Source organism: Pseudomonas sp. SIMBA_067 (assembly GCF_046534675.1).
GTDB lineage: Bacteria > Pseudomonadota > Gammaproteobacteria > Pseudomonadales > Pseudomonadaceae > Aquipseudomonas > Aquipseudomonas putida.
In genome coordinates this window covers 66,190-82,858 of record NZ_JAWRYH010000008.1, presented here as the reverse complement: position 1 = coordinate 82,858, position 16,669 = coordinate 66,190, and the positions used below count along the sequence as shown (strand labels likewise).

At 63.9% G+C, this 16,669-nt stretch carries 15 protein-coding genes; 10 read left to right on the top strand and 5 right to left on the bottom strand.

What is annotated here, in order from left to right:
- The 8 genes from bioF (at position 1) to SB765_RS18235 (ending at position 9,435) form a co-directional block, all read left to right on the top strand.
- On the top strand, positions 1 to 1,173 hold the full coding sequence (gene bioF / locus SB765_RS18270) for an 8-amino-7-oxononanoate synthase (RefSeq protein ID WP_016497670.1): 1,173 nt from the start codon (positions 1 to 3) through the stop codon (positions 1,171 to 1,173).
- Positions 1,166 to 1,897, top strand: a complete 732-nt coding sequence (locus SB765_RS18265) for an alpha/beta fold hydrolase (protein WP_410911145.1) — start codon at positions 1,166 to 1,168, stop codon at positions 1,895 to 1,897. The genes bioF and SB765_RS18265 overlap by 8 nt, the downstream gene beginning before the upstream one ends.
- Complete coding sequence (gene bioC / locus SB765_RS18260) at positions 1,890 to 2,708, top strand: malonyl-ACP O-methyltransferase BioC (protein WP_197898037.1); 819 nt, start codon at positions 1,890 to 1,892, stop codon at positions 2,706 to 2,708. The genes SB765_RS18265 and bioC overlap by 8 nt, the downstream gene beginning before the upstream one ends.
- Positions 2,709 to 2,718: 10 nt before the next feature.
- Complete coding sequence (bioD, locus tag SB765_RS18255; RefSeq protein ID WP_019472548.1) at positions 2,719 to 3,399, top strand: dethiobiotin synthase; 681 nt, start codon at positions 2,719 to 2,721, stop codon at positions 3,397 to 3,399.
- 191 nt (positions 3,400 to 3,590) lie between these two features.
- Positions 3,591 to 3,887, top strand: a complete 297-nt coding sequence (locus SB765_RS18250; protein ID WP_016497674.1) for a hypothetical protein — start codon at positions 3,591 to 3,593, stop codon at positions 3,885 to 3,887.
- Positions 3,888 to 4,175: 288 nt separating this feature from the next.
- Entirely contained in the window at positions 4,176 to 5,981 is a 1,806-nt protein-coding gene (locus tag SB765_RS18245) for a phenylacyl-CoA dehydrogenase (RefSeq protein ID WP_341797375.1), read from the top strand.
- 267 nt (positions 5,982 to 6,248) lie between these two features.
- A complete protein-coding gene (locus SB765_RS18240) occupies positions 6,249 to 7,532 on the top strand; it encodes a sensor domain-containing diguanylate cyclase (RefSeq protein WP_341797376.1) in 1,284 nt (427 codons plus the stop codon).
- A gap of 124 nt (positions 7,533 to 7,656) precedes the next feature.
- Positions 7,657 to 9,435, top strand: a complete 1,779-nt coding sequence (locus tag SB765_RS18235; RefSeq protein ID WP_410931717.1) for an acyl-CoA dehydrogenase C-terminal domain-containing protein — start codon at positions 7,657 to 7,659, stop codon at positions 9,433 to 9,435.
- Positions 9,436 to 9,806: 371 nt separating this feature from the next.
- On the opposite strand, the gene SB765_RS18230 is transcribed toward SB765_RS18235, so the two are convergent.
- On the bottom strand, positions 9,807 to 10,730 hold the full coding sequence (locus tag SB765_RS18230; RefSeq protein ID WP_016484586.1) for a LysR family transcriptional regulator: 924 nt from the start codon (positions 10,728 to 10,730) through the stop codon (positions 9,807 to 9,809).
- A gap of 210 nt (positions 10,731 to 10,940) precedes the next feature.
- Between SB765_RS18230 and SB765_RS18225 the strand changes: the two genes are divergently transcribed.
- On the top strand, positions 10,941 to 12,221 hold the full coding sequence (locus SB765_RS18225; RefSeq protein ID WP_410931716.1) for an aspartate aminotransferase family protein: 1,281 nt from the start codon (positions 10,941 to 10,943) through the stop codon (positions 12,219 to 12,221).
- 152 nt (positions 12,222 to 12,373) lie between these two features.
- A complete protein-coding gene (locus SB765_RS18220) occupies positions 12,374 to 12,532 on the top strand; it encodes a YqaE/Pmp3 family membrane protein (RefSeq protein ID WP_003177654.1) in 159 nt (52 codons plus the stop codon).
- A gap of 126 nt (positions 12,533 to 12,658) precedes the next feature.
- Here SB765_RS18220 and SB765_RS18215 read toward each other — a convergent pair whose 3' ends face one another.
- The 4 genes from SB765_RS18215 to pqqC are packed head-to-tail and all read right to left on the bottom strand — an operon-like array spanning position 12,659 to position 16,607.
- Positions 12,659 to 14,482 carry a prolyl oligopeptidase family serine peptidase gene (locus SB765_RS18215; protein WP_410931715.1) on the bottom strand — a complete coding sequence of 608 codons (1,824 nt, stop codon included), beginning with the start codon at positions 14,480 to 14,482 and terminating at the stop codon, positions 12,659 to 12,661.
- Entirely contained in the window at positions 14,448 to 15,608 is a 1,161-nt protein-coding gene (pqqE, locus tag SB765_RS18210) for a pyrroloquinoline quinone biosynthesis protein PqqE (protein WP_341797380.1), read from the bottom strand. Before pqqE ends, SB765_RS18215 begins: the two co-directional genes overlap by 35 nt.
- Positions 15,580 to 15,855: a pyrroloquinoline quinone biosynthesis peptide chaperone PqqD gene (pqqD, locus tag SB765_RS18205; RefSeq protein ID WP_016497682.1), complete on the bottom strand. Its 276-nt coding sequence runs from the start codon at positions 15,853 to 15,855 to the stop codon at positions 15,580 to 15,582. Before pqqD ends, pqqE begins: the two co-directional genes overlap by 29 nt.
- Complete coding sequence (gene pqqC / locus SB765_RS18200) at positions 15,852 to 16,607, bottom strand: pyrroloquinoline-quinone synthase PqqC (protein WP_012270176.1); 756 nt, start codon at positions 16,605 to 16,607, stop codon at positions 15,852 to 15,854. Before pqqC ends, pqqD begins: the two co-directional genes overlap by 4 nt.
- Positions 16,608 to 16,669: the final 62 nt, after the last annotated feature.

Sequence of the window (16,669 nt, the reverse complement as noted above, 5' to 3'; positions counted from 1 at the left end):
ATGGCCTTCGACCTGGCGGCGCGCCTGGCCGAACGGCGCGCCGCAGACCTGTATCGGCAGCGGCCACTGCTGGAGAGCCCGCAGGGGCCGGAAGTGGTGGTCGACGGCCAGCGGTTGCTGGCCTTCTGCAGCAATGACTACCTTGGCCTGGCCAACCACCCCGAAGTTATCGCCGCCTGGCAGGCTGGCGCCGAGCGCTGGGGTGTCGGTGGCGGTGCCTCGCACCTGGTGGTCGGCCACAGCACGCCACACCACCAGGTTGAAGAAGCGTTGGCCGAACTCACTGGCCGCCCGCGTGCGTTGCTCTTCTCTACGGGCTACATGGCCAACCTGGGCGCCATCACCGCGCTCGTGGGGCAGGGCGATACCGTGCTGCAAGACCGCCTGAACCACGCCTCGCTGCTGGATGGCGGGCTGCTCAGCGGTGCACGCTTCAATCGCTACCTGCATAACGATGCGGCCAGCCTGGCCAGCCGCCTGGACAAGGCGGTCGGTAATACGCTGGTGGTGACCGATGGCGTGTTCAGCATGGACGGCGACCTGGCCGACCTGCCGGCACTGGCCGATGTCGCTCGCGCCCGCGGTGCCTGGCTGATGGTCGATGACGCCCATGGCCTGGGCACACTCGGCGCACAGGGCGGCGGCATCGTCGAGCACTTCGGCCTGAGCGTGGATGACGTACCGGTGCTGATCGGCACGCTGGGCAAGGCTTGCGGTACTGCGGGTGCCTTTGTTGCCGGCAGCGAAGAGCTGATCGAGGCGCTGGTGCAGTTCGCCCGCCCTTACATCTACACCACCAGCCAGCCACCGGCGCTGGCCTGTGCCACGCTCAAGAGCCTGGAACTGTTGCGTCACGAAACCTGGCGCCGCGAGCACCTGGCGGCGTTGATTCGCCAGTTCCGCGAAGGCGCACAGCAGATCGGGCTGGCGTTGATGGACAGCCCGACGCCGATCCAGCCGATCATGATCGGCGACAGCGCACAGGCCCTGCGCCTGTCGCGCATGCTGCGCGAGCGCGGCTTGCTGGTGACGGCCATCCGCCCACCCACCGTGCCAGCGGGCGGCGCACGCCTGCGGGTGACCCTGAGCGCCGCGCACAGCGAGGCGCAGGTGCAGCTATTGTTGAATGCATTGGCCGAGTGTTATCCACAGTTGGAGAACGCCGATGCGTAATCGTCTTGTATTGCTGCCTGGCTGGGGCCTGGGCACTGCCTCACTGGAGCCGCTGGCAGCCAGCCTGCGCGCCCAGGATGCCCGCTTGCAGGTAGAGCTGATGCCCTTGCCCGAATTGGACCACAGCGATGTGCAGGGTTGGGTCGACCACCTGGACCGCAAGCTGCCCAGCGATGTCTGGCTGGGTGGCTGGTCGTTGGGTGGCATGCTTGCCAGCGCGCTGGCGCACCAGCGCGGCGACCACTGCTGTGGCCTGCTGACCCTGGCCAGCAACCCCAGCTTCGTCGCCCGGCCAGACTGGCCCCACGGCATGCCCGAAGACACCTTCGGCACCTTCCTCGACGGCTGCCGCAGCCATACCCAGGTCACCCTCAAACGCTTCCGTACCTTGTGCAGTGATGGCGCCCAGCAGCCACGTACGTTGCTGCGCCAACTGGGTGTGGGGGTGCCGGACACCGACCCGCTGTACCTGGCAACCGGCCTTGAGGTGCTGGCCAAGCTGGACACCCGCGAAGCCCTGCAGGCATACGCCGGCCCGCAATTGCACCTGTTTGCCGGCAGCGATGCGCTGGTGCCGGCAGAGGCAGCCAAGGCGTTGAGCGAGCTGCTGCCGGATGTGGAAGTGGGCCTGGTCGAAGACAGTTCCCACGCGTTCCTGCTGGAGTACCCGCAGGAGCTGGCGGCGGGCATCAAGAGTTTCCTGCATGAGAGTGGCGATGACTGACCTTTCCCGTCCAACCCTGCCCGGCGCGTTGCCCGACAAACGCCAGGTGGCGGCTTCGTTCTCCCGCGCTGCGGCCAGCTACGACAGCGTGGCGGCCTTGCAGCGCGCTGTAGGGTTGAACCTGCTGGAGCAGTTGCCGGCAGGCTTGCAGCCGTCGCACTGGCTGGATCTGGGCAGCGGAACCGGCCATTTCAGCCGAAAACTGGCCGAGTGTTTCGCACAGGCCAGCGGTGTGGCAGTGGACATTGCCGAAGGCATGCTGCGCCACGCGCGGGATGAACAAGGTGGGGCGCACTACCACGTGGCCGGTGACGCCGAGCGCTTGCCGCTGCGCGATGCCAGTGTCGACCTTGTGTTCACCAGCCTGGCCGTGCAGTGGTGCGACCAGTTCGCCTGTGTGCTGGCAGAGGCGTTGCGAGTACTGCGCCCGGGTGGCGTGCTGGCTTTCAGCAGCCTGTGCGTGGGTACCCTCGACGAGTTGCGTGCCAGCTGGCAGGCCGTGGATGGCCTGGTGCATGTGAACCGCTTCCGCCGGTTCGAGGATTACCAACGCCTGTGTGCCGGCAGCGGCTTTGAACAACTTGGGCTGCAGCGCTGCCCGCATGTGCTGCACTACCCGGATGTTCGCAGCCTGACCCATGAGCTGAAGGCACTGGGCGCGCACAACCTCAACCCGGGCCGCCCTTCAGGCCTCACCGGTCGGGCCCGCATGCAGGGCCTGTTGCAGGCCTACGAAGCATTTCGCCAGCCCGAGGGGCTGCCAGCCACCTATCAGGTGGTCTATGGTGTGTTGCGCAAGCCACAGGCGTAAGGGGAGCGAGATGAGCCAGGCCTATTTCATTGCCGGTACCGATACCGATGTCGGCAAGACCACCATCGCCGCCGGGCTTTTGCATGCGGCGCGCTTGCAGGGCATGAGCACTCTGGGTGCCAAACCGGTGGCCTCCGGCTGCACCATGACACCTAAGGGCTTGCGCAACAGTGATGCGCAGGCGCTGATCGACGAAAGCACGATCAAGTTGCCATACGAGCAGGTCAACCCGTTTGCCTTCGAGCCTGCCATTGCCCCGCATGTGGCGGCGCGTGAGGCGGGGGTGACGCTGGCTGTTCCGGAGTTGCTGGCGGCAATGCGCAATGTGCTGCAACAAAATGCCGATTTCACTTTGGTCGAAGGGGCCGGTGGCTGGCGTGTGCCGCTGTCGGGCCTGGAGAACCTTTCCGACCTCGCCGTTGCCCTGCAGTTGCCGGTGATTCTTGTTGTGGGGGTGCGGTTGGGTTGCATCAGCCATGCCTTGCTCAGCGCCGAGGCGATCGAGCGGGATGGGCTGCAATTGGCCGGGTGGGTGGCGAACATCATCGAGCCCCGTACTTCGCGTCTTGAAGAGAACCTTGCCAGCCTGGCAGAGCGCTTGCCTGCGCCTTGCCTTGGGCGGGTGCCCAAACTGAAGCAAGCCAGTGCCGATATGGTGGCTGAACACCTTCAGCTGGATCTGCTGGATTAGCCGTTTCCACGCCCGGCCTATCGCGGGCTTGCCCGCTCTTGCAGGAGCTGGCTTGCCGGCGATGGGGCCAGAGCAGGAATACCCAAGGCCTATCAACTGGCACCAGGCCATTAGGGTTTTAAACGGGCCTTTTCGCGCCCAGCCTGCTTTAATTGGGGCTGTTCGTTATCCAGCGTCAATGGAGTCCTGACATGGAAATCACCGGTAGCTCCGCCTATTACGCGGGCCTGAGTGCGATTCAAACCGGCCAGAACCGCGTCGATCAGGCCGCAGGCCAGATCGCCAACACCACAGCCGAACGTACCGCCACCAGCCAGTCCAGCGATTTTCAGGCTGAACGCCTGCGCGCAGTAGATCGCAGCCAGCAGATGGACCTGGCCACCAGCACCGTGCAAATGGTTGTTGGCAAAACCGAAGTCGAGCTTGGTGCAAAGGTGGTCAAGGCATCCGACGAAATGCTCGGTCGGATCATCGACACCTACGCCTGACGGGTCACCCCTCCCATTAAACACAGCCCCTGTGGGAGCGGGCGTGCCCGCGAAAGCGTCAGGTCAGGCATCTCTGTTGTCTGGCCGGGCCCTTTCGCGGGCACGCCCGCTCCCACAGGGGCGGCGGTTTTTCTGGGCGTGGCGTAAACGCCATTTTTCGTGGCGCAAATGGCACCATAGTCCCTCCTTGACATAAGCCGGAGCTAAACGTAAGTTTCAAACAACTGTTTGATAGACGGCCGCCAAGAGCTGGTCACCCCCACAGAACTGACCCAGAGGTTCATCGCAATGCCTGATTACAAAGCCCCCTTGCGTGATATCCGCTTCGTTCGCGACGAACTGCTTGGCTATGAGGCGCACTATCAGAGCCTGCCGGGCTGCCAGGACGCCACGCCCGACATGGTCGATGCGATCCTCGAAGAAGGCGCGAAGTTCTGTGAGCAGGTGCTGGCCCCGCTGAACCGTGTCGGTGACCAGGAAGGCTGCACCTGGAGCGAATCGGGCGTTAAAACCCCGACTGGCTTCAAGGCAGCCTACGAGCAGTTCGTCGAAGGCGGCTGGCCGAGCCTGGCCCATGACGTCGCCCATGGCGGTCAAGGCCTGCCGGAGTCGCTGGGCCTTGCGTTGAGCGAGATGGTGGGTGAGTCGAACTGGTCGTGGGGCATGTACCCAGGCCTGTCGCATGGCGCGATGAACACCATTTCCGCGCACGGTACCCATGAGCAGCAAGAGACCTACCTGACCAAACTGGTTTCCGGTGAGTGGACCGGCACCATGTGCCTGACCGAACCGCACTGCGGTACCGATCTGGGCATGCTGCGCACCAAGGCCGAGCCACAGGCCGACGGCAGCTACAAAGTGTCGGGCACCAAGATCTTCATTTCGGCCGGTGAACACGACATGGCCGACAACATCGTCCATATCGTCCTGGCCCGCCTGCCGGACGCACCAGCCGGCACGAAAGGCATTTCGCTGTTCATCGTGCCGAAGTTCCTGCCCAATGCCGAAGGCGGCGTGGGCGAGCGCAACGGCGTGAGCTGCGGTTCCATCGAGCACAAGATGGGCATCCACGGCAACGCTACCTGCGTGATGAACTTCGATGCGGCAACCGGCTACCTGATCGGCCCGGCCAACAAAGGCCTGAACTGCATGTTCACCTTCATGAACACTGCTCGCCTGGGTACCGCGCTGCAAGGCCTGGCGCATGCCGAGGTGGCCTTCCAGGGTGGCCTGAAGTACGCCCGTGAGCGCCTGCAGATGCGTTCCCTGACTGGCCCGAAAGCGCCGGACAAGGCTGCCGACCCGATCATCGTCCACCCGGACGTGCGCCGCATGCTGCTGACCATGAAGGCCTTCGCCGAAGGCAACCGTGCGATGGTGTACTTCACTGCCAAGCAGGTGGACATCGTCAAGTACAGCCAGGACGAAGAAGAGCGCAAAAAGGCTGACGCCCTGCTGGCGTTCCTGACCCCGATCGCCAAGGCGTTCATGACCGAAGTCGGTTTCGAAGCGGCCAACCACGGCGTGCAGATCTACGGCGGCCATGGCTTCATCGCCGAGTGGGGCATGGAGCAGAACGTGCGCGACAGCCGTATCTCCATGCTGTACGAAGGCACCACCGGCATCCAGGCCCTCGACCTGCTCGGCCGTAAAGTGCTGATGACCCAGGGCGAGGCTCTGAAGGGCTTCACCAAGATCGTGCACAAGTTCTGCCAGGCGCAGGAAGGCAATGAAGCGGTCAAGGAGTTCGTTGAACCGCTGGCGGCAATCAACAAGGAGTGGGGCGAGCTGACCATGAAAGTGGGCATGGCCGCCATGAAGGACCGCGAAGAAGTGGGGGCGGCGTCGGTGGATTACCTGATGTACTCCGGCTACGCCTGCCTGGCCTACTTCTGGGCCGACATCGCCCGCCTGGCGGCCGAGAAGCTGGCAGCCGGCACCAGCGAAGAGGCGTTCTACACCGCTAAGCTGCAGACTGCGCGCTTCTACTTCCAGCGCATCTTGCCGCGTACCCGTACGCATGTGGCGACCATGCTGTCGGGTGCCAACAACCTGATGGCGATGGACGAAGAGCACTTCGGCCTGTCGTACTGATTCACCCGCTGTACCCAAAACCCGCCTGCCGTCATCGGCAGGCGGGTTTTTTCATTCTGCGGGCGGATGCCTATCCCTGGTAGGAGCAGCCTCGTGCTGCGAAGAGGGCATAACTGCCAAAGCAAACCTTCTGTCATACCGGACCATTCGCAGCACAAGGCTGCTCCTACAGGGGCCGTGGCGGAACGGAAATTCAACTGTTCATGTGCACTGCCGATGAAGTAAGGGCACAATGCCACTATTGATCTGCCGGGTTGGAGATTACCCTTGTTTCGTCTTAACGCTGTTCGCGCAAGCCACTTCCTGCCTTCGCTGTTTCTGTTGCTGGCAGGGCTCGCCGCAGCCTATGTGAGAGACCTCAGTGTCTTTTTCACATCGCTGTTCAACGTCCTGCCCACCTTGGTCCTGTTGCTGGGCGGTGCCTACTGCGCGGTTTACCGCCGCCAGCGTGAGCTGTTCATGATGCTCACGGTGTACATCGCGTACTACCTGCTCGATACCCAGACCGACTTCTACCGTGACCATGGCCGCGTGCGCGAGGACGCGGCAGTGATCTTCCACCTGGTGTGCCTGCTGCTGCCCGCCCTGTTCGGGCTGTATGGCGCCTGGCAGGAACGCACCCACCTGCTGCAGGACATGGTCGCCCGCGGTGCCGTGCTGTTCGCCGTGGGCAGCGTGGCGGTAGCCCTCGAACAAAGCTACCCCGAAGCGCTGCTGACCTGGCTGGCGGAGATCCGCTGGCCAACCTTGCATGGCCAGTGGATGAGCCTGATCCAGATCGTCTACCCCTTGTTCCTCGGCGTGTTCATCCTGCTGGTGGTGCAATACCTGCGCGCACCGCGGCCGCTGCACGCTGCCTTGATAACCGGCCTGCTGGGCATTTTCTGGATGCTGCCGCAAACCTTCATCCTGCCGTTCACCCTGAACATCATGTGCAGCCAGGTGATGTTGATGATCGCCGCAGCGGTTGCGCACGAGGCCTACCAGATGGCCTTCCGTGACGAGCTGACCGGCCTGCCGGGGCGCCGTGCGCTTAACGAGCGCATGCAGCGCCTGGGGCGCAACTACGTGATCGCCATGACCGATGTCGACCACTTCAAGAAATTCAACGATACCCACGGGCACGACGTGGGCGATCAGGTGTTGCGCCTGGTCGCCAGCCGCTTGTCCAAGGTGACCGGCGGTGGCCGCGCTTATCGATATGGTGGCGAGGAGTTCGCCCTGGTGTTCGCCGGCAAGACCGCCGAGGAATGCGTGCCCCACGTGGAGGCCGTGCGCGAGGTGATTGCCAACTATGTGATGCACCTGCGCGACCAGAGCAGCCGCCCACAGGACGATACAAGCGGGCGCCAGCGCCGGGCGGGCAACAGCGGCGGGACGGTGTCGGTCACCATCAGCATCGGTGTGGCCGAGCGCCAGGTTGACCACCGTAACCCTGAGGCGGTGCTCAAATCCGCTGACCAGGCGCTGTACAGCGCCAAGGGCGCAGGGCGCAATTGTGTCATGGTGCATGGGCAACAATCGCAGCGCGGTGCAGTGCGTACGGCGTGACTGGGCAAGACTGTGCGGTCAGTTGATGACCCTATGTCTCGTAAAAGTTGTTCGGTTACACTGCCGGTAACCCCAGTGTCGCGGTTCCCCGAGACCGCCCCGACCCGACTAGCGAGAGGTTGTCATGGCTGACTATAAAGCGCCCCTGCGCGACATGCGCTTCGTACTGAATGAAGTCTTCAATGTGGCCGAGCAGTGGGCGCAGTTGCCCGGGCTGGCTGAGGTAGTCGATGCCGAGACGGCCATGGCCGTGCTGGAAGAAGCCGGCAAGGTCACCGCCAAGACCATCGCGCCGCTCAGCCGCGGCGCCGATGAAGAAGGCTGCCACTGGGACAACGGTGCGGTAAGCACACCGGCCGGTTTCATCGAGGCCTACAACACCTACGCCGAAGGCGGCTGGGTAGGCGTGGGCGGCGACCCGGTGTTCGGCGGCATGGGCATGCCCAAGGCCATCTCGGCCCAGGTCGAGGAAATGGTCAACGCCTCCAGCCTGGCGTTTGGCCTGTACCCGATGCTGACCGCTGGCGCCTGCCTGTCGATCAATGCCCACGCCAGCGAAGCGCTGAAGGCCAAGTACCTGCCGAACATGTACGCCGGCGTTTGGGCAGGTTCAATGTGCCTGACCGAGCCGCATGCCGGTACCGATCTGGGCATCATCCGCACCAAGGCCGAGCCGCAGGCCGACGGCAGCTACAAGGTCAGCGGCACCAAGATCTTCATCACCGGCGGCGAGCACGACCTGACCGAGAACATCATCCACCTGGTGCTGGCCAAGCTGCCGGATGCCCCGGCGGGGCCGAAAGGCATTTCGCTGTTTCTGGTGCCGAAGTTCCTGGTCAATGAAGACGGCAGCCTGGGGACGCGCAACCCGGCCACCTGCGGCTCGATCGAGCACAAGATGGGCATCCAGGCCTCGGCTACCTGTGTGATGAACTTCGACGAAGCGGTGGGCTACATCGTCGGTGAGCCGAACAAAGGCCTGGCGGCCATGTTCACCATGATGAACTACGAGCGCCTGGGTGTTGGCATCCAAGGCCTGGCCTCCGCCGAACGCTCCTACCAGAACGCGGTGGAATACGCTCGCGACCGGCTGCAGAGCCGCGCCCCGACCGGCCCGCATGCCAAGGACAAGGCCGCCGACCCGATCATCGTCCACCCGGACGTGCGCCGCATGCTGCTGACCATGAAGGCGCAGATCGAGGGTGGCCGCGCCTTCTCCACTTATGTAGCCATGCAACTGGACAGTGCCAAGTACAGCGAAGACGCCGCCGTGCGCAAGCGCAGCGAAGAGCTGGTGGCACTGCTGACACCGGTGGCCAAGGCGTTCCTCACCGACCTGGGGCTGGAGAGCACGGTGCATGGCCAGCAGGTGTTCGGTGGGCATGGTTATATCCGTGAGTGGGGGCAGGAGCAGCTGGTGCGTGATGTGCGCATTACGCAGATCTACGAAGGCACCAACGGTATCCAGGCCCTCGACCTGATGGGGCGCAAGGTGGTGGCCAGCGGTGGCGCGTACTACCGGTTGTTCTCCGACGAAATTCGCCAGTTCATAGCCGGCGCGGGTGGCGAGCTGGGCGAATTTGCCAAGCCGTTGGCGGCCAGCCTCGACCAGCTCGATGGCTTGACCGAGTGGGTGCTGGAGCAGGCCAAGGGCAACCCGAATGAGATCGGAGCTGCGTCGGTTGAGTACCTGCATGCCTTTGGTTATGTGGCCTATGCCTACATGTGGGCACTGATGGCGCGGGCGGCCAAGGCGGGTGAAGGGGACGAGGCGTTCTACTCGGGCAAGCTGGGGACGGCGCGGTTCTACTTTGCGCGGCTGCTGCCACGGGTGGATTCGCTGGTGGCTTCGGTGAAGGCGGGGAGCGAGTCGCTTTACCTGCTGGATGCCGAGCAGTTCTGACAGATTTTAGGGCCGCTTTGCGGCCCATTCGCGGCGCAAGGCCGCTCCTACAGTCACCGCGCGCGTCGTAAGGATTGTGCGGTCGCTGTAGGAGCGGCCTTGTGCCGCGATGGGCTGCGCAGCAGCCCCAATTCACGGCATGAATCCTCTTTGTAAGCTTTTTCCTACACGACGTGGTGACTTTTCACCACTGTTCTCAGATTGGATCCACGGTTAATCTTTACCACATGGACGTTGCGCAGGAAGTGCAAAGGACAGATCAAGGAAGACGACGAAGGACCACCTGCCAGGATGGCGGGGCGATACGGATGTCACAGGGAAACAGTCTGGAAAACCCCGCTTCGGCGGGGTTTTCTTTGTGCGCGTGTTTTTCAGGCCAGCACATCCAGCGGCGATGCGCCCAACAGGCGGGCGTCCGTCTCTTCCTCCAGCAGGGTGCGCAGCAGCTCCACAGACGCCTGCTGGCGCTGGGCATCGCGAAACACCAGGCCAACCTTCAGCGGCACCCGCGGCTCGCTCAACGGCTTCCACAGCAGGCCCTGATCATCCTCGGCGGCTTCTTTGGCCCGGCCCGGCAGAATGGTGGCCAGTGCCGTGTGCGCCAGGCTGTCGAGAATCCCTGCCATGTTGTTCATCTCTGCCTGTACGTGTGGCCGCCGCCCCTGGCTGGCTAGCTGCGCCTGCCAGATCTGGCGGATCTGGAACTCTTCGCCCAGCATCAGCATGGGCAACTCGGCGGCCTGGCGGATGGACACCTTCTTGAAATCCTTCAGCGGGTGGGTATCGGGGATCACAAGCTGCAGCTCGTCTTCGTACAGCAGCAGGCCATGCAGCCCAGGTTGGCGCGGTGGCAGGTAGCTGATGCCGATATCCAGGCTGCCGTTGAGCAGCCGCCGTTCGATTTCCAGCCCCGACAACTCGTAGATCTGCACGACAAGGTGCGGCTGTGCCTTGCGCAGCCGTTCGAGCAGCTGTGGCACCAGGCTCGGCCGCACGGTCTGCAACACGCCGATAGCCAAGGTGCGAAGCGACTGGCCCTTGAAGTTGCGCATGGCCTCGTGGGCGCGCTGCAGGCCATCGAGCAATGGCAAGGCGTGGTTGTACAGGGTGTGGGCAGCCAGGGTGGGCAGCAGGCGCTTGTTGCTGCGCTCGAACAGGCTCAGGTCGAGGCTGTGTTCCAGCTGGCGGATCTGCTGGGAGAGTGCCGGCTGGGACAGTGACAGGCGCTCGGCGGCGCGGCCCACGTGGCCTTCTTCATACACCGCGACGAAATAACGCAGTTGGCGGAAATCCATAAGTAACACTTATCGAAAATGCTGGAAAAACGAAATGGTCGAAAACCGTCGCGAAGCCTAGTCTATCGCCGTATTCCAACGGGTTACAGCGATCATTGAGTCGATTGTTACCCCGGATGAAAAACACTTTTGATAGGCAAGGCAAAATATCGAGTGTCGGCACCAAGACCGCCCCGTAGCCGCCCTTTACCGTGATTGGTTGGAGCCCTGATGAACCTGTTCAACCTGCGCCGCTCGGCCCCTGCCGCTGTCGCCGAGCCCAAGCGCGCGCCGGTGATCGTGCCGCACGCTGATGAGTTGTCGCGTGATCGCCTGATGCCCAGCGCCGAACGGGCAGCGCAGGTGTTCGTACGTGGTCAGGGCTCCTGGTTGTGGGATAACGAAGGGCGTGCCTATCTGGACTTTACCCAGGGTGGTGCAGTCAACAGCCTGGGCCATAGCCCCAGCGTGCTGGTGAAGGCACTGGGCAACCAGGCCCAGGCGCTGATCAACCCGGGCTCGGGCTTCCACAGCCGGGGCCTGCTGGGGCTGGTCAACCGCCTGTGCCAGAGCACCGGCAGCGAGCAGGCCTACCTGCTGAACAGCGGTGCGGAGGCCTGTGAAGGTGCGATCAAACTGGCGCGCAAGTGGGGCCAGCTGCACCGCAACGGCGCCTACCACATCATCACTGCCACCCAGGCCTGCCATGGCCGTAGCCTGGGCGCCCTGTCGGCGTCCGACCCGCTGCCGTGCAACCGCTGCGAGCCTGGCCTGCCGGGCTTCAGCAAAGTGCCGTTCAACGACCTGGCCGCCCTGCACGCCGCCGTGGATTCGCGCACCGTGGCCATCATGCTTGAGCCAGTCCAGGGCGAGGCGGGTGTTATCCCCGCCACCCAGGAATACCTCAAGGGCGTGGAAACACTGTGCCGTGAACTGGGCATCCTGCTGATCCTCGATGAGGTGCAGACCGGTATTGGCCGCTGTGGCGCGCTGCTGGCCGAGGAGCTGTATGGCGTGCGCGCCGACATCATCACCTTGGGCAAGGGACTGGGCGGCGGTGTGCCCCTGGCTGCCTTGCTCGCCCGGGGCACGGCATGCTGCGCCGAGCCTGGCGAACTGGAAGGCAGCCACCATGGCAATGCGCTGATGTGCGCCGCCGGCCTGGCTGTGCTGGACACCGTGCTGGAGCCTGGCTTCTTCGCCCAGGTGCAGGATAACGGTCGCCATCTGCGTGAAGGCCTGAGCCGCCTGGCTGGGCGCTATGGGCAGGGTGAGGTGCGCGGGCAAGGCTTGCTGTGGGCACTGCAACTGAAAGAAAACCTGGCCAAAGAGCTGGTGGCTGCGGCCCTGCATGAAGGCCTGCTGCTCAATGCACCGCAAGCGGATGTGGTGCGTTTGTCGCCAGCGCTGACCGTGAGCAAGGGCAACATCGATGAAATGCTGTTGCGCCTGGCCCGCGCCTTTGCCCGCCTGCATGCCCAGCAGCAGGCCCGCCGCGAGGTGCCGGCTTAGCGGTATAGCAATACTGAGAATTCTACGAACCGTCTGGCGTTCCTGCGCATCGCCCCTGGCCTGTTTCATTCGGCCTGGGGCGTTTTTTTTTGCCTGTGGAACCTCTGTGGCGGGCGGCTAGTCTTTGATGTAACCCTTCAGGAGAGACTCGCATGGACTTTATTCGCATCATCATCGCCATTCTTCTGCCACCGCTGGGCGTGTTTCTGCAGGTGGGGTTTGGCGGGGCGTTCTGGCTGAATATTCTGCTGACCTTGCTGGGTTACATTCCGGGGATCGTGCACGCGGTGTACATCATCGCCAAACGGTAAGCGGCGTACACGGTCCCTGTAGGAGCAGCCTTGTGCTGCGAAGAGGCCATTACAGGCGCAGCAAATGCGCTGCCTGTGACGGCCCTTTCGCAGCACAAGGCTGCTCCTACAACGGGCTAGCTCGGCTTACTGCGCCAAAACCCGGCAGTAGAACTTCCACTCTTCTTCCAACGCATGCGCCAGGTTCTGAGCCTGGCGGAACCCATGCCGCTCACCCGCATAGAAGTGCCCTTCAGCCTCGATGCCGTTAGCCTGCAACGCCGCCAGCATGGCGCGGGTCTGCTCTGGCACCACCACAGCATCCAGCTCACCCTGAAAGAAAATCACCGGCACCTTGATCTGCCCTGCATGCAGCAGCGGCGTGCGCTGGCGATAGCGTTCGGCATCCTGCTGCGGGTCGCCGATCAGCCAGTCCAGGTAATCCCCTTCGAACTTGTGGGTGGCACGGCCCAGGGCAACCGGGTCGCTGACCCCGTACAGGCTGGCGCCGGCGCGGAACACGTCATGGAACGCCAACGCGCACAGGGTGGTGTAGCCACCGGCGCTACCGCCGCGGATAAACGCCTTGTGCTTGTCGACCAGGCCTTGAGCAGCCAGGTATTCGACCGCCGCGCAGGCATCGGCCACATCGCTCTCGCCCCAGCGCAGGTGCAGTGCCTGGCGGTATTCCCGGCCATAGCCGGTGCTGCCCCGGTAGTTCAGGTCGGCCACGGCAAAGCCGCGTTGGGTCCAGTACTGGATGCGAGGGTCGAGCACGGGATAGCAGGCCGACGTCGGCCCGCCGTGGATGAACACCACCAGCGGTGCGGCGCCTTGCGCCTGCGCTGGCGGGTAGAAGAAACCATGGGCCTGCTCGCCGTCACTGCCATAGCGAATAGGCTGCGGCAGGCTGATCTGCTCCGCCGGCAGCATCTCGACACCACCGGCCAACACGCGGACCTCGTGGTTGCGGCGGTCGATGGCAATCACTGCCGGCGGGCTGATGGGCGAGGCGGCAATGGCATACAGGTTTTCGCTGTCCATGGCCAGGCTGCGAAAGCGTGTGTAGGCACTGGCGTAACGCGCCATGCGGCCATCTTCATGACGCAGCCCCAGTTGCCCGAAGCCATCTTTGAACCAGCTGGCCAGGTAGCTTTGCGGCCCCAGCGCCAACCAGGTACAGGTGCCCAGTTGCCAAGGCGCAGCTGCGTGGTCGGCAGGCCCGGCAGGCAACGCCTGCCAGCGGCCATCGACTTCCCCCCAGGGCTGCCAGAAGCCATTGCGGTCGGACATGCAGTAGAGCCGGCCTTCGGCATCGAAGCGCGGCTGTTGCAGCGACTCATCATCGCTGGCTACACACTGCGCGGGCCCCCAGTGGCCACTGCTGTCGCGTACGCGGCACATCAATCGGGTGAGGGTCCAGGGCTGTGCCGGGCGGTCCCATTCCACCCATGCCAGGCGTTGGCCATCGGCACTCACAGTGGGTGAGGCGTAGAAATCGGCGCCCTCGGCGAGCACTTCGCGGCTGCTTTCAGCCAAAGCCACCAGGCGATGCTCTACCTGCTCGGCATGGCGTTCCTCCACGGCCAGCACCTGGCCATGGTGCCACTGCACATCGCCGTAGCGGCAGCTGGCATCCTGGGTCAGCGCACGCGGTGGCACATCGTCCAGCGGCTGGGTGTAGACCTGCTGGTCCTTTTCGTTGACGAACACCAGCCCGTCGCCACCCAGGCAAAAGCTGCCACCGCCATATTCGTAGACCCGGCTGCGCACGCTGAAACCATCCGGGGTCAGGCAGCGGGCCTGGTGGTACAGCCAGTGCCAGATACGGCAAGCACCGTCGGCGGGGCGAAATTCTATCCAGAACAGCCCGTCGGCACTGACTTTGAGTTCGGCGAAGTCGGTACCGGCGGCAACTGCCTGGGCCGCGCTGAATTCAGCCGCGGGCGATGACACGGGAGTTTCGATCATTGCGGAAGGTCATCTGTTCAATGGCGAGCTGGGCGGTTTCCGCCTCCTCGCGGGCCTTGAGGATGATGCCGTGGTCGACCGACTTGGCGCACACAGGGTCGGCGTTGCTGGCATCGCCGGTCAGCATGAAGGCCTGGCAGCGACAGCCGCCGAAGTCCTTTTCTTTTTCGTCACACGAGCGGCACGGTTCGCGCATCCACTCATAACCACGGAAGCGGTTGAAGCCAAACGACTCATACCAGATATGGTGCAGGTCGTGGTCGCGGACATTGGGGAACTGCACGGGCAACTGGCGGGCGCCGTGGCAGGGCAGCGCGGTGCCGTCCGGGGTAATGGTGAGGAACAGGTTGCCCCAGCCATTCATGCAGGCCTTGGGGCGCTCTTCGTAGTAGTCCGGGGTGACGAAGATCAGCTTGCACGGGTTGCCCTCGGCCTTGAGCTTTTCCCGGTACTCGTTGGTGATGCGCTCGGCCCGCTCCAGTTGCTCGCGGGTTGGCAGCAGCCCCAGGCGGTTGAGGTGCGCCCAGCCGTAGAACTGGCAGGTGGCAAGCTCGACGAAGTCGGCTTCCAGGGCAATGCACAGCTCGATGATGCGGTCGATCTTGTCGATGTTGTGCCGATGGGTGACGAAGTTGAGCACCATCGGGTAGCCGTGGGCCTTTACCGCACGGGCCATCTCCAGCTTTTGCGCAAAGGCCTTCTTCGAGCCGGCCAGCAGGTTGTTGACCTGCTCGTCGCTGGCCTGGAAGCTGATCTGGATATGGTCCAGGCCGGCCTTCTTGAAATCGGCGATGCGCGCTTCGGTCAGGCCGATACCCGAGGTGATCAGGTTGGTGTAGTACCCCAGCCGGCGGGCTTCGCCGATCAGCTCGGCAAGGTCCTGGCGCACCAGCGGTTCACCGCCGGAAAAGCCGATTTGCGCGGCGCCCATCTCCCGCGCTTCGGCCATCACCTTGAACCACTGTGCGGTGCTCAGCTCCTGGCCCTGGGCGGCAAAGTCCAGCGGGTTGGAGCAATAGGGGCACTGCAGCGGGCAGCGGTAGGTGAGCTCGGCCAGCAGCCACAGCGGCAGGCCGACCTCGGGCGTAGGCGGCAACTCAGGCGAGGACGATCCAGTGTTCGGCACGGGCCACCTCCATGAACTGCTCGATGTCATCGGCGACTTCCGGGACATCGGGGAATTGCTGTTCGAGTTCGCTGATGATGGCTGCCACGTCACGCTGCCCGTCGATCAGGCCACCGATCAGGCTGGCGCTTTCGTTGAGCTTGATCATGCCCTCGGGGTACAGCAACACATGGCCCTTTTGTGCCGGCTCGTACTGGAAGCGGTAGCCGGGGCGCCAGCTCGGCACCTGATTGCGATCAAGACTCATAGGGTGATCCCCTTGTGCCACACCCGGTCCTGGGTGACGGAGTGATAAGGCGGGCGGTTCAACTCGTAGGCCATGCTCATGGCGTCGAGCATGCTCCAGAGAATATCCAGCTTGAACTGAAGTATCTCCAGCATACGCTCCTGGCCCGCGCGGGTGGTGTAGTGCTGCAGGGTAATCGCCAGGCCGTGCTCCACGTCACGCCGGGCTTGGCCCAGGCGGGTGCGGAAGTACTCGTAGCCGGCCGGGTCGATCCACGGGTAGTGCTGTGGCCAGCTGTCCAGCCGCGACTGGTGGATTTGCGGGGCGAACAGTTCGGTCAGCGAGCTGCTGGCCGCTTCCTGCCAGCTGGCGCGGCGGGCGAAGTTGACGTAGGCATCCACGGCAAAGCGTACGCCGGGCAGTACCAGCTCCTGGGAGCGCAGCTGGTCCGGGTCGAGGCCGACCGCCTGGCCAAGGCGCAGCCAGGCTTCGATGCCACCGTCCTCGCCGGGTGCGCCGTCGTGGTCGAGCAGGCGCTGGATCCACTCGCGGCGTACTTCGCGGTCCGGGCAGTTGGCCAGGATCGCGGCATCCTTCATCGGGATGTTGACCTGGTAGTAGAAGCGGTTGGCTACCCAGCCCTGGATCTGCTCGCGGGTGGCGCGCCCTTGGTACATCGCCACGTGGTACGGGTGATGGATGTGGTAATAGGCGCCCTTGGCGCGCAGGGCCTGCTCGAATTCGGCAGGGGACATTGGCAGTGCGTCGCTCATTCGGCTGGCTCCTGTAAAGCTGAGTCTCGGCTCGATCCCTGTGGGAGCGGGTTTACCCGCGA